The sequence below is a fragment of the Hydrogenophaga sp. PBL-H3 genome (assembly GCF_010104355.1).
In the GTDB taxonomy this organism is placed as follows: domain Bacteria; phylum Pseudomonadota; class Gammaproteobacteria; order Burkholderiales; family Burkholderiaceae_C; genus Hydrogenophaga.
Genome location: NZ_CP044972.1, coordinates 2,117,799 through 2,129,977, shown reverse-complemented (window position 1 = coordinate 2,129,977; position 12,179 = coordinate 2,117,799). Strand labels below are relative to the sequence as shown.

The 12,179-nt window shown below is 64.4% G+C and carries 9 protein-coding genes; 4 read left to right on the top strand and 5 right to left on the bottom strand.

Going from position 1 to position 12,179, the window contains the following annotated elements:
• Positions 1 to 58: 58 nt before the first annotated feature.
• Entirely contained in the window at positions 59 to 628 is a 570-nt protein-coding gene (locus F9Z44_RS09905; RefSeq protein ID WP_159605702.1) for a C40 family peptidase, read from the top strand.
• Between the two features lie 66 nt (positions 629 to 694).
• Here F9Z44_RS09905 and lpdA read toward each other — a convergent pair whose 3' ends face one another.
• From lpdA to aceE, 3 genes are read right to left on the bottom strand one after another with little or no spacing between them, the layout of a single operon-like run.
• Positions 695 to 2,527 (bottom strand): dihydrolipoyl dehydrogenase, encoded by a 1,833-nt coding sequence (gene lpdA / locus F9Z44_RS09900; protein WP_159605700.1) that lies wholly within the window; start codon positions 2,525 to 2,527, stop codon positions 695 to 697.
• Between the two features lie 9 nt (positions 2,528 to 2,536).
• Positions 2,537 to 4,207 (bottom strand): dihydrolipoyllysine-residue acetyltransferase, encoded by a 1,671-nt coding sequence (gene aceF / locus F9Z44_RS09895; RefSeq protein ID WP_159605698.1) that lies wholly within the window; start codon positions 4,205 to 4,207, stop codon positions 2,537 to 2,539.
• Positions 4,208 to 4,227: 20 nt separating this feature from the next.
• On the bottom strand, positions 4,228 to 6,930 hold the full coding sequence (aceE, locus tag F9Z44_RS09890) for a pyruvate dehydrogenase (acetyl-transferring), homodimeric type (RefSeq protein ID WP_159605696.1): 2,703 nt from the start codon (positions 6,928 to 6,930) through the stop codon (positions 4,228 to 4,230).
• 204 nt (positions 6,931 to 7,134) lie between these two features.
• Between aceE and F9Z44_RS09885 the strand changes: the two genes are divergently transcribed.
• From F9Z44_RS09885 to folD, 3 genes are all read left to right on the top strand, one after another.
• Positions 7,135 to 9,696, top strand: coding sequence for a PAS domain-containing sensor histidine kinase (locus F9Z44_RS09885; protein WP_159605694.1), 2,562 nt, complete (start codon positions 7,135 to 7,137; stop codon positions 9,694 to 9,696).
• The gene (locus tag F9Z44_RS09880) at positions 9,693 to 10,319 is read left to right on the top strand and encodes a response regulator transcription factor (protein WP_069046646.1); all 627 of its coding nucleotides are present in this window, start codon (positions 9,693 to 9,695) and stop codon (positions 10,317 to 10,319) included. The genes F9Z44_RS09885 and F9Z44_RS09880 overlap by 4 nt, the downstream gene beginning before the upstream one ends.
• Positions 10,320 to 10,397: 78 nt before the next feature.
• A complete protein-coding gene (gene folD / locus F9Z44_RS09875; protein ID WP_159605692.1) occupies positions 10,398 to 11,249 on the top strand; it encodes a bifunctional methylenetetrahydrofolate dehydrogenase/methenyltetrahydrofolate cyclohydrolase FolD in 852 nt (283 codons plus the stop codon).
• Here the strand turns inward: folD and F9Z44_RS09870 are convergent.
• Both F9Z44_RS09870 and greA read right to left on the bottom strand, forming a co-directional pair.
• Positions 11,246 to 11,686 (bottom strand): DUF4149 domain-containing protein, encoded by a 441-nt coding sequence (locus F9Z44_RS09870; RefSeq protein ID WP_159605690.1) that lies wholly within the window; start codon positions 11,684 to 11,686, stop codon positions 11,246 to 11,248. The two genes, folD and F9Z44_RS09870, sit on opposite strands and share 4 nt — an antisense overlap.
• A complete protein-coding gene (gene greA, locus F9Z44_RS09865; protein WP_159605688.1) occupies positions 11,686 to 12,162 on the bottom strand; it encodes a transcription elongation factor GreA in 477 nt (158 codons plus the stop codon). Before greA ends, F9Z44_RS09870 begins: the two co-directional genes overlap by 1 nt.
• Positions 12,163 to 12,179 lie beyond the last annotated feature (17 nt).

The window sequence follows — 12,179 nt, the reverse complement described above, 5'->3', positions numbered from 1 at the left end:
TGGTTTGCATGGTATTTCTCGCTTGACTTCACGGGGTATCGCCGATAACCTGCGAGCCATGCGTCGAATCCTCCCTGTCCTCCTGCTCAGCCTCGCGGCCGCGGCCCAAGCCGCCCCCCCCGACGCCGCCTTCGAAGACATGGACGCATTGCTGGCGGAAAAGGGACTGATGTCCCGATTGGGCAGCCAGATCCAGCATGCGCGCGACAGCGTGAGCGTGCAGGCTTCGGGCCTGGTCATCAACGCCATGGCCTTTCTCGGCGTGCCCTACAAATACGGTGGCAACTCGGTGGACACCGGTTTCGACTGCAGCGGCTTCGTGCGGGCCGTTTTCGAACAGTCGGTGGGCAAGATCCTGCCCCGCCGCTCCGACGAGCAGGCCGCTGCCACCCAGGAAATCGACCGAAGCGAACTCAAACCCGGTGATCTGGTGTTCTTCAACACCATGCGCCGAGCCTTCAGCCACGTGGGCATCTACGTGGGTGACGGCAAGTTCATCCACTCACCCCGTTCTGGCTCCCAGGTGCGCGTGGAGGACATGCGCATGGCCTACTGGAGCACACGCTTCAACGGTGCGCGGCGCGTGCCCATCGTGGGAGCCAGTGGCCCGGTGCCCACGTCGCCGTGAACCAGACAACCCCAAAAAAGCCCGCAGGTTGATGCAACCTGCGGGCTTTTTGTTGGGTGACCCGATTTATTTGCGGGCTGGCGGCACGTCCGTGCAGCTGCCGTGCGCGATCTCGGCCGCCATGCCGATGCTCTCGCCCAGCGTGGGGTGCGGGTGGATGGTCTTGCCGATGTCCACCGCGTCCGCGCCCATCTCGATGGCCAGCGCGATCTCGCCGATCATGTCGCCCGCGTGTGTGCCCACCATGCCGCCGCCCAGGATCTTGCCGTGGCCATGCGCCTCGGGTGAATCGTCGAACAGCAGCTTGGTCACGCCCTCGTCGCGCCCATTGGCAATGGCTCGGCCCGAGGCGTTCCAGGGGAACAGACCCTTCTTGACCTTGATACCTTGCGCCTTGGCCTGGTCTTCGGTGAGACCCACCCAGGCCACCTCAGGGTCGGTGTAGGCCACGCTGGGGATCACGCGCGCGTTGAACGCGGCGCTGGCCAGTTCCTGGTTGCCCTGCAGTTCACCGGCGATCACCTCGGCCGCCACGTGTGCCTCGTGCACCGCCTTGTGCGCCAGCATGGGCTGGCCCACGATGTCGCCGATGGCGAAGATGTGCGGCACGTTGGTGCGCATCTGGATGTCGACGTTGATGAAGCCCCGGTCGGTCACCGCCACACCGGCCTTGTCGGCCGCGATCTTCTTGCCGTTGGGCGTGCGGCCCACGGCCTGCAGCACCAGGTCGTAGGTCTGCGGGGGTGGCGCCGTGCCGCCCTCTTCGGCCGCGGCAAACGTCACCTCGATGCCCGCCGGCGTGGCCTTGGCCCCCACCGTCTTGGTCTTGAGCATGATGTTGTCGAAGCGCTTGGCGTTCATCTTCTGCCAGATCTTCACCAGGTCGCGGTCGGCGCCCTGCATCAGACCATCGAGCATCTCCACCACGTCCAGGCGCGCACCCAGGGTGCTGTACACCGTGCCCATCTCCAGGCCGATGATGCCGCCGCCCAGGATCAGCATGCGCTTGGGCACTTCTTTCAACGCGAGTGCGCCGGTGCTGTCCACCACGCGGGGGTCCTCGGGCATGAAGGGCAAACGCACGGCTTGCGAACCGGCCGCGATGATGGCTTTCTTGAACGCGATCACCTGCTTCTTGCCGTTCTTGTCCTGCGCCGCGCCGCTGGTTTCTTCCACCTCAAGGTGGTTCGCACCGACAAAGGCGCCGTAGCCGCGCACGGTGGTGACTTTGCGCATCTTGGCCATGGCGGCCAGCCCGCCGGTGAGCTTGCCGATCACCTTCTCTTTGTGGCCACGCAGCTTCTCGATGTTCACCACCGGCCGGCCGAAGTCCACGCCCAGATCGGCCATGTGGCTGACCTCGTCCATCACGGCGGCCACGTGCAGCAGTGCCTTGGACGGAATGCAGCCCACGTTCAGGCAGACGCCGCCCAAGGTGGCGTAGCGCTCGACCAGCACGACCTTGAGACCCAGGTCGGCCGCGCGGAAGGCCGCGCTGTAGCCACCGGGGCCACCGCCGAGCACGAGCACGTCGCACTCGAGGTCGGCGCTGCCGCCGAAGCTGGCCGCTGTGGGCGCAGCCGCCACAGCAGGCACTGCGACCGGTGCCGCGGCAACGGGCGCCAGGGCAGCCGCGGGTGCAGGCGCCGCAGCGGCCTCACCGGCCGCCTCCAGCGTGAGCACCACGCTGCCCTGCTTGACCTTGTCGCCCAGCTTGACCTTGAGCTCCTTCACCACGCCAGCAGCAGATGACGGAATCTCCATCGAAGCCTTGTCGGACTCCACCGTGATGAGCGACTGCTCGGCCTTGACCGTGTCACCGGGCTTGACCAGCAGCTCGATCACCGCCACTTCGTCGAAGTCGCCGATGTCGGGGACCTGGATGTCAATGATTGCCATCGCCATTCCTTAAAGAAGAACGCGACGGAAGTCGCCGAGGATTTGACCCAGATACGCGTTGAAGCGCGCCGCCGCAGCCCCGTCGATCACCCGGTGGTCCCAGGTCAGCGAGAGCGGCAGCATGAGACGTGGCGCGAACGCTTTGCCGTCCCACACCGGTTCCATATTGCTCTTGCACACACCGAGGATGGCGACCTCGGGCGCGTTGATGATGGGCGTGAAATAGCGCCCGCCAATGCCGCCCAGGCTGGAGATGGTGAACGTCGCACCACTCATCTCGGCCGGGCTCAACTTGCCTTCTCGCGCCTTCTTGGCGAGTTCGCCCATTTCCTGGCTGATCTGCAGCACGCCTTTTTTGTCGGCATCCTTGATCACCGGGACCATCAGGCCGTTGGGCGTGTCGGCGGCGAAGCCGATGTGCCAGAACTGCTTGTAGACCAGCGCGTCACCATCCAGCGAGCTGTTGAACTCGGGGAATTTCTTGAGCGCGGCCACACAAGCCTTGATCAGGAAAGCGAGCATGGTGACCTTCACGCCGCTCTTCTCGTTCTCCTTGTTGGTGGAGACGCGGAAGGCCTCCAGGTCGGTGATATCGGCATCATCGAAGTTGGTGACGGCCGGGATCATGACCGCGTTGCGCAGCAGGTTGGCGCCGCTGATCTTCTTGATGCGGCCCATCTCCTTGCGCTCGATCGGGCCGAACTTGGCGAAGTCCACCTTGGGCCAGGGGATCAGCCCCAGCTCGGAGCCGCCACGGCCGCTGGATGCTGGCGCCCTGGCCGCCTGTGCCACGGTCTGCACCGCACCAGCCATCACCGACTTCGTGAACGACTGGATGTCTTCGGCGGTGATGCGGCCCTTGAGGCCCGAGCCTTTGACTTCGGCCAGCGGCACGCCGAGCTCGCGAGCGAACTTGCGCACCGAGGGCGAGGCGTGGGGCAGGCCGACGGGGGCAGTTGCGGTGGGGTTGTGCGCGGGAGCAGCAGGCGCAGAAACGCTGGCCGCCTGCGGTGCAGCCGCAGCGGCTGGAGCGGCTGCAGCAGGAGCGGGCTTGGCTCCCTCGCCCCCCTGGGGAGAGGGCTGGGGTGAGGGGCTCGCCGCCACAGACCCCTCCAGAATCGCCAACAAATCGCCGATGTTGACCGTGTCACCGACCTTGACCTTGAGCTCCTTGAGCACACCGGCGTGCGACGACGGAATCTCCATCGACGCCTTGTCGGACTCCACCGTGATCAGGCTTTGCTCCAGCGCGATCTTGTCGCCCGGTTTGACCAGCACCTCGATCACCGCGACGTCCTTGAAGTCGCCAATGTCGGGTACGAGCACCTGCACCGGGCCGCTGGCAGCGGGCGCCGCTGCGGCAGGGGCAGGGGCGGGAGCGGCCACGGGTGCGGCAGCCGCTGCGGGAGCTGCAGCCACCGGCGCGGGAGCAGCGGCTTCACCCGCAGCCTCCACCACCAACACCACCGAACCCTGCTTGACCTTGTCGCCCAGCGCGACCTTGAGCTCTTTCACCACGCCGGCCGTGCTCGACGGAATTTCCATCGATGCCTTGTCCGACTCCACCGTGATCAGCGACTGCTCGGCCTTGACCGTGTCGCCCACCTTGACCAGCAGTTCGATCACCGCCACCTCGTCGAAGTCGCCGATGTCCGGGACCTTCACATCTATGAGTGCCATGTTGTTGTCTCCTCGCCGTATCAGGCGTACAGCGGGTTGATCTTGTCGGCCTTGATGCCGTACTTGGCAATGGCCTCGGCCACCTTGGCCACCGGTACCGTGCCCTCTTCGCTCAAAGCCTTGAGCGCCGCCACCACGATGTAGTGGCGGTTGATCTCGAAGTGCTCACGCAGCTTGCTGCGGAAGTCGCTGCGGCCGAAGCCGTCGGTGCCCAGCACCTTGTAGGTGCGGCCTTTGGGAATGAAGGGCCGGATCTGTTCGGCGTAGTTCTTCATGTAGTCGGTCGATGCCACCACCGGGCCGGTGTGCTTTTCCAGCTGTTTGGCCACGAACGAGACACGCTGCGGCTCGGTGGGGTGCAGCAGGTTCCAGCGCTCGGCGTCCTGGCCATCGCGGGTCAGTTCGTTGAAGCTCGGGCAGCTCCACACGTTGGCGGCCACGCCCCAGTCTTTCTCCAGCAGTTCCTGTGCGGCAATCGATTCGCGCAGGATGGTGCCGGAGCCCAGCAGCTGCACGCGCGGTGTCAGTTTCGCTCCCTCTTTGCATAGGTACATGCCCTTGATGATCTGGTCTTCGGTGCCGGGCGTGAGGCCGGGCATCGCGTAGTTTTCGTTCAGCAAGGTCAGGTAGTAGAAGACGTTGTCCTGCTTCTCCACCATGCGCTTGAGGCCATGGTGCAGGATCACGCCCACTTCGTGCGCGAAGGTCGGGTCGTAGCTGATGCAGTTCGGGATGGTGCCGGCCAGGATGTGGCTGTGGCCGTCTTCGTGCTGCAAGCCTTCGCCGTTGAGCGTGGTGCGCCCGGAAGTGCCGCCGAGCAGGAAGCCGCGCGCCTGCATGTCGCCGGCAGCCCAGGCCAGATCGCCGATGCGCTGGAAGCCGAACATGGAGTAGTACACGTAGAACGGCACCATGATGCGGTTGCTCGTGCTGTAGGACGTGGCCGCCGCGATCCAGCTGCTCATGCCGCCGGCCTCATTGATGCCTTCCTGCAGGATCTGACCGGCCTTGTCTTCCTTGTAGTACATGACCTGGTCTTTGTCGACCGGGGTGTACTGCTGCCCTGCGGGGTTGTAGATGCCGATCTGGCGGAACAAGCCTTCCATGCCGAAGGTGCGCGCCTCATCCACCAGGATGGGCACGATGCGCGGACCCAGGGCCTGGTCGCGCAGCAGCTGGGTGAGGAAACGCACATAGGCCTGCGTGGTCGAAATCTCGCGGCCTTCCACGGTGGGCTCCATCACGGCCTTGAAGGTCTCCATCGAAGGCACGGTGAAGCTCTCGTCGGCCTTCACACGGCGCTTGGGCAAGTACCCGCCCAGGGCCTGACGGCGCTCGTGCAGGTAACGCATTTCCGGGGTATCGTCGGCCGGCTTGTAGAACGGGATCTTCGAGAGTTCGCTGTCGGGAATCGGCAGGTTGAAGCGGTCGCGGAAGATCTTGATGTCTTCGTCGGTGAGCTTCTTGGTCTGGTGCACCGTGTTCTTGCCCTCGCCCGACTTGCCCATGCCAAAGCCCTTGACGGTCTTGATCAGCAGCACGGTCGGCTGGCCCTTGTGGTTGACCGCCTTGTGGTACGCCGCGTAGACCTTCTGCGGGTCGTGGCCACCGCGTTTGAGGTTCCAGATGTCGTTGTCGCTGAGATGGGCCACCATCTCCAGCGTCTTGGGGTCGCGGCCGAAGAAGTGCTTGCGCACGTAGGCGCCGTCGTTGGCTTTGAAGGACTGGTAGTCGCCATCGACCGTGTCCATCATGATCTTGCGAAGCGCGCCGTCCTTGTCGCGCGCCAGCAGCGAGTCCCACTCGCTGCCCCACAGCAGCTTGATCACGTTCCAGCCGGAGCCACGGAACTCGCCTTCAAGCTCCTGGATGATCTTGCCGTTGCCGCGCACCGGACCATCCAGGCGCTGCAGGTTGCAGTTCACCACGAAGATCAGGTTGTCGAGGTTCTCGCGCGCGGCCAGGCTGATGGCGCCCAGCGATTCGACCTCGTCCATCTCACCGTCGCCGCAGAACACCCAGACCTTGCGGTTCTCGGTGTTGGCAATGCCGCGGGCGTGCAGGTATTTCAGAAAGCGCGCCTGGTAGATCGCCATCAGCGGGCCCAAGCCCATGGACACCGTGGGGAACTGCCAGAACTCGGGCATCAGCTTGGGGTGCGGGTAGCTGGAGAGGCCTTTGCCGTCGACTTCCTGGCGGAAATTGAGCAACTGCTCTTCGGTCAGACGGCCTTCGAGGTAGGCGCGGGCGTAAACGCCGGGCGAGACGTGGCCCTGGATGTAGAGGCAGTCGCCACCGTGGTTCTCGCTCTCGGCGTGCCAGAAATGGTTGAAGCCGGCGCCGAACATGTGGGCCAGCGAAGCAAACGAGCCGATGTGGCCTCCCAGGTCGCCGCCGTCTTCGGGGTTGTGGCGGTTGGCCTTGACCACCATGGCCATGGCGTTCCAGCGCATGTAGGCACGCAGGCGCTCTTCGATCTCGATGTTGCCGGGACAACGCTCTTCCTGGTTGGGCTCGATGGTGTTCACGTAGCCCGTGGTGGCCGAGAACGGAAGGTCGATGCTGTGCTGGCGGGCCTCTTCAAGCAGTTGCTCCAGCAGGAAGTGGGCGCGCTCCGGGCCTTCCCGGTCGATCACGGCGCCCAGCGCCTCCATCCATTCGCGCGTTTCCTGGGTATCCAGGTCACCGGCGCCGCGGCCGTCCTGAGCGTTGTTCGCTGCCATGTCTGTCTCCTGTTGGTTGAAATCGAGCTTACGGGGGGCATTCCGCGCTGTCACGGAGTTTCCCACAATGTTTTCTAGATTTCAATATGTGCTTTTCTTTTCTACATTGTGAAATTTTGTTGGCGTGCAAAAGACGGAGATACGGCACACCGGCGCTCCACAAATCGAAGCAAGCGGCACCTGCTCACGTAGACTCGGCAGGCTATGAGTTCCGCGCCTTCCACACCCGCATCATCACCGCCAAACCCCGGGCAAGCACCTTGGTGGAAACGCTGGTGGCGGCGCTTGCCACCGTCGCGGCAAGACCGGTTTGCCACGCTGGCACCGCTGCTGTCGGTGTTGCTGTTCCTCTCGGCCATCGTGGTGGCCATCACCTACCTGCGATTCGAAGAACTTGAGCGCGAACAGGAAGCCGTGACGCGCGATGTGGAGTACGCGCAGCAGCGCCTGCGCCTGCGCCTGCTGGAGCGCCAGGAACAGCTGATGCGCCTGGCCCGCGAAATCGACAACCGGGACATCGATACAGAGGAGTTCGTCTTCCAGGTCGAGGCACTGGTCAGCCAGTTCCCCGAATTGCTCGCGGTGACATGGGTGGATGCCCGGCGCAACGTGCTCGCCAGCTACGCGTCTCCCAGTGCCCCACCCAGGCTGATGCGCCCCACCGGCAGCACCCTCTCACCCAACGAAACCGACGGCACCTTCGACCTCGCCCGCGACCTGCGCCAGCCCACTTATTCGCGCCCGCTGGAAACACAGGATCCGCGCAACGCCACGCTGATGCTGCATGTGCCGCTGAGCGAGCAGGGCCGGTTTGCCGGCACCGTCATGGGTGAATACGCCATCGACGGCCTCATGCGCTATGGCATGCCGCCTGAAATCATGGCGCGTTATGCCGTGGCCCTGGTCGACGACCGGGGCCAGGTGCTTGCAGGCAGCCTGCAGACGCCCACCTCCGTGCTGCGCCTGCTGCCCTGGTCCAACCCGCCGCTGGAACACGAGGTGCCGGTTTCACCGGTGGGCAACGGACTGATCGTGAAAGCGCAGGGTTACCGCACCTCGCAGGACATCGTGGGCAGCGGTTTCTTCTGGGTGATCGGTGCGCTCTCGGCGCTGACGGTGTGGATGTTGCTCGGGACCTGGCGCCACACACGCCGGCGCGTTCAGGCACAGCAAGCCCTGGTGTCCGAGACCAACTTTCGACGCGCCATGGAAAACTCCATGCTCACCGGCATGCGCGCGCTCGACATGCAGGGTCGCATCACCTACGTGAACCCGGCCTTCTGCTCCATGACGGGATGGACCGAAGGCGAGCTGGTGGGCCGTACCGCTCCCTTCCCCTATTGGCCAGACGAAGACTTCGACCAGCTCTCGGCACGTCTGGAAGACGAACTCCGTGGTCGCTCCACACCTGGTGGCTTCGAGGTGCGGGTGCAGCGGCGCGACGGCAGCATCTTCGACGCGCGCATGTACGTGTCGCCGCTGATCGATCCCAAAGGTCACCAGACCGGCTGGATGACGTCGATGACCGACATCACCGAGCCCAAGCGCATCCGCGAAGAACTCTCCGCATCCTATGAGCGCTTCACCACCGTGCTGGAGAGCCTGGACTCGGCCGTGTCGGTGGCGCCTCTGGGCAGCGACGAGATGCTGTTTGCCAACAAGATGTACCGCATGTGGTTCGGCACGCGTGGCCAGGGCCACCGGCACCTGGTGGATCTGGCGGGTACCCAACCCACACCCAGCCCGGACGACGGCGATGCGGTGGACGCCTTTGCGGGCATGCCCACCGAGACCTTGACGGACGCTGGCGCGGAAAACGCCGAGGTGTTCGTGGAAGAGCTCGACCGCTGGCTGGAAGTGCGCACGCGATACCTCACCTGGGTCGACGGACGCCTGGCACAGATGGTGATTGCCAGCGACATCACACCGCGCCGCTACGCCGAAGAGCAGGCCTCGCGGCAGGCCGAGCGCGCGCAGACCGCCAGCCGCCTGATCACCATGGGCGAGATGGCGTCAAGCGTGGCGCACGAGCTCAACCAGCCGCTCACCGCCATCAGCAACTATTGCAACGGCATGATCTCGCGCGTGAACGAAAACCGGATCAGCACCGAAGACTTGCTGGGCGCGCTGGAGAAAACCGCGCGCCAGGCGCAGCGCGCCGGGCAGATCATCCAGCGGATCAAGGCCTTCGTGAAACGCAGTGAACCCAACCCGGCGCCTTCCGACGTGGCGCAGATGGTGAGCAATGCGATCGAGCTGGCCGACATCGAACTGCGCCGCCATCAGGTGCGCCTGTCGCCCTACGTGGCAGCTCGCCTGCCCAGCCTGATGGTTGACCCCATCCTGATCGAACAGGTGCTCATCAATCTGTTGAAGAACGCGGGCGAGGCCATCATGCAGGCGGGCCGTGCACCGGGCGAACGCTACGTGGAGCTGCGCGTCGGACCACGCCGCCAGGACGATCTGGATGTGGTCGAATTCTCGGTGCGCGACTCCGGCAACGGGGTGCCCGACGAGATGATCGAGCGCATCTACGAAGCCTTCTACAGCACCAAGAGTGAAGGCATGGGCATTGGCCTGAAGCTGTGCCGCAGCATCGTCGAATCGCACCACGGCAGGATGCATGTGCACAACATCTACAATGGCGAAGAGGTTGTGGGTTGCTGCTTCAGTTTCTGGATTCCCGTGGTCTCCAGATTGAAGGTCAGCGACGCATCAACCGGACCAGCCACAGAGCCGGTGACGGACACAGAAAGAGCGAGATGAGTTTGATCCCGAAAAAAGGCACCGTGTATGTGGTCGATGACGACGAAGCGGTACGCGACTCACTGCAATGGCTGCTCGAAGGCAAGGACTTCCGGGTCCGCTGCTTCGAATCGGCCGAAGCATTCCTCAGCCGCTACGACGCCCGAGAAGTGGCCTGCCTGATCGCCGACATCCGCATGGGCGGCATGACCGGCATGGAGTTGCAAGAGCGACTCATCGAACGCCAGTCTCCCCTGCCCATCGTCTTCATCACCGGCCACGGCGACGTGCCGATGGCGGTGGAGTCGATGAAAAAGGGTGCGCTCGATTTCATCCAGAAGCCGTTCAAGGAAGACCAGCTCGTCACGCTGGTCGAACGCATGCTCGAGCGCGCGCGTGAAGCTTTCACCACCCACCAGCAGGCGGTGAGCCGCGATGCGTTGCTCTCCAAACTCACCAGCCGTGAAGCCCAGGTGCTGGAGCGCATCGTGGCCGGCCGGCTGAACAAGCAGATCGCCGACGACCTGGGCATCAGCATCAAGACGGTGGAGGCGCACCGCGCCAACATCATGGAAAAACTCGGCGCCAACACCGTGGCCGACCTGCTCAAGATCGCGCTGGGACAGACCCCGGCCAAGGCCTGACACACCGCTCCCACACAACCGATCAACGCCCGCCCTTCCCGGCGGGCGTTTCCATTTCAACCGCATCCCGCCCACCCCATGACCGCACAACTCATCGACGGCAACGCCCTCTCCCGCCAACTTCGCGCCGACGTGACCGCACGGGTCACCGCCTTGAAGGCGCGTGGCATCACGCCGGGCCTGGCGGTGATCCTGGTGGGCGAGAACGCGGCGTCGCAGGTTTATGTGCGCAACAAGGTCAAGGCCTGCGAGGACACCGGCATGCACTCGGTGCTGGAGCGCTGGCCCGCCACCATGACCGAGGCCGAACTGCTGGCGCGTGTGGACGCCCTCAACCTTGATGCCACCATCCACGGCATCCTGGTGCAGCTGCCGCTGCCCGCGCACATCAACGCGCAGAAGGTGATCGAGGCCATCTCACCCGCCAAGGATGTGGACGGTTTCCACATCGCCAGCGCCGGCGCCCTCATGACCGGCATGCCGGGCTTCTGGCCCTGCACGCCCTATGGCTGCATGAAGATGCTGGAGAGCATCGGCTACGAGCTCAAGGGCAAACATGCGGTGGTGATCGGCCGCAGCAACATCGTGGGCAAACCCATGGCTCTCATGCTGCTTCAGCAGAACGCCACCGTCACCATCTGCCACAGCGGGACCCAAGACCTCAAGGCCATGACGCTGCAGGCCGACGTGATCGTGGCCGCCGTGGGCAAGCGCAACGTGCTCACGGCCGACATGGTCAAACCCGGTGCGGTGGTGCTCGACGTGGGCATGAACCGCAACGACGAAGGCAAGCTCTGCGGGGATGTGGACTTTGACGGTGTGAAGGAGGTGGCGAGCTACATCACGCCCGTGCCCGGTGGTGTGGGCCCCATGACCATCACCATGTTGATGGTCAACACACTCGAGTCCGCAGAACGGCTGGCGAGCTAAGCCGCATCGGACTGGCGCGTCAGGCGCCACAGCACCCATCCCGCGCACAACCACTGCCCCAGCACCATCGCGGAGCCCACGCCATGCCACAGGCGCAAATTGCCGCCGCTGGCGCGGGCGGTGACGATGTTCTGAGCCACGCCGAATTCCTGCACCAGCGCCAGCAGCATCGCGAACAACACGAATCCCATGGTGGTGAGTGCGACGGGCGCGATGCTGGCACCCTCGGCACGCCAGCGGCGCAGGATCATCAGGAGCGCCAGGCCCAGTCCAAGGCCAGCCCAGCATTGCAGTGAGAAGATTTTCGCCGCCACCGGTCCGGCCATCGCAGGGCTGTCCAGGGTCATGAACAGCAGCGGAACAGCCAGAAAACTCAACGCTGTGATGCCACCCCACCACAGGGCAGCAACCACAACAGCCAGCCTTTGCTGCGGCATCAGGCGTAGCGCACGGCCACGATCTCGAAGCGCTTGGTACCACCGGGTGCCTGAACCTCGGCCACATCGCCCTCTTCCTTGCCGATCAACGCTCGTGCAATCGGACTGCCGATGTTCACCAACCCCAGCTTGAGATCAGCCTCGTCCTCGCCAACGATCTGGTACGTCACTGCCGCGCCGCTGGCTTCGTCTTCCAGCTCCACAGTGGCACCGAACACCACCTTGCCCCCCGCGTCCACCGCGGTCGGGTCGATGATTTGCGCGGCCGAGAGCTTGCCCTCGATCTCGGCGATGCGACCTTCGATGAAGCCCTGGCGATCTTTGGCAGCGTCGTATTCAGCGTTCTCGCTCAAGTCGCCCTGGGCACGCGCCTCGGCAATCGCGTTGATCACCCAGGGGCGGTCCACGGTCTTCAGGCGATGCAGCTCTTCCTTGAGCTTTTCTGCGCCGCGCTTGGTGATGGGTAGGGTGGCCATGGGGTGCTCCGGAATTC

What these genes read in the sequence shown, in the direction of transcription:
- aceE (WP_159605696.1), bottom strand. Translation starts at nt 6,930, where the DNA reads ATGGCAGCGAACAACGCTCAGGACGGCCGCGGCGCCGGTGACCTGGAT.
- F9Z44_RS09870 (WP_159605690.1), bottom strand. Translation starts at nt 11,686, where the DNA reads ATGCCGCAGCAAAGGCTGGCTGTTGTGGTTGCTGCCCTGTGGTGGGGT.
- greA (WP_159605688.1), bottom strand. Translation starts at nt 12,162, where the DNA reads ATGGCCACCCTACCCATCACCAAGCGCGGCGCAGAAAAGCTCAAGGAA.
- F9Z44_RS09905 (WP_159605702.1), top strand. Translation starts at nt 59, where the DNA reads ATGCGTCGAATCCTCCCTGTCCTCCTGCTCAGCCTCGCGGCCGCGGCC.
- lpdA (WP_159605700.1), bottom strand. Translation starts at nt 2,527, where the DNA reads ATGGCAATCATTGACATCCAGGTCCCCGACATCGGCGACTTCGACGAA.
- folD (WP_159605692.1), top strand. Translation starts at nt 10,398, where the DNA reads ATGACCGCACAACTCATCGACGGCAACGCCCTCTCCCGCCAACTTCGC.
- F9Z44_RS09880 (WP_069046646.1), top strand. Translation starts at nt 9,693, where the DNA reads ATGAGTTTGATCCCGAAAAAAGGCACCGTGTATGTGGTCGATGACGAC.
- F9Z44_RS09885 (WP_159605694.1), top strand. Translation starts at nt 7,135, where the DNA reads ATGAGTTCCGCGCCTTCCACACCCGCATCATCACCGCCAAACCCCGGG.
- aceF (WP_159605698.1), bottom strand. Translation starts at nt 4,207, where the DNA reads ATGGCACTCATAGATGTGAAGGTCCCGGACATCGGCGACTTCGACGAG.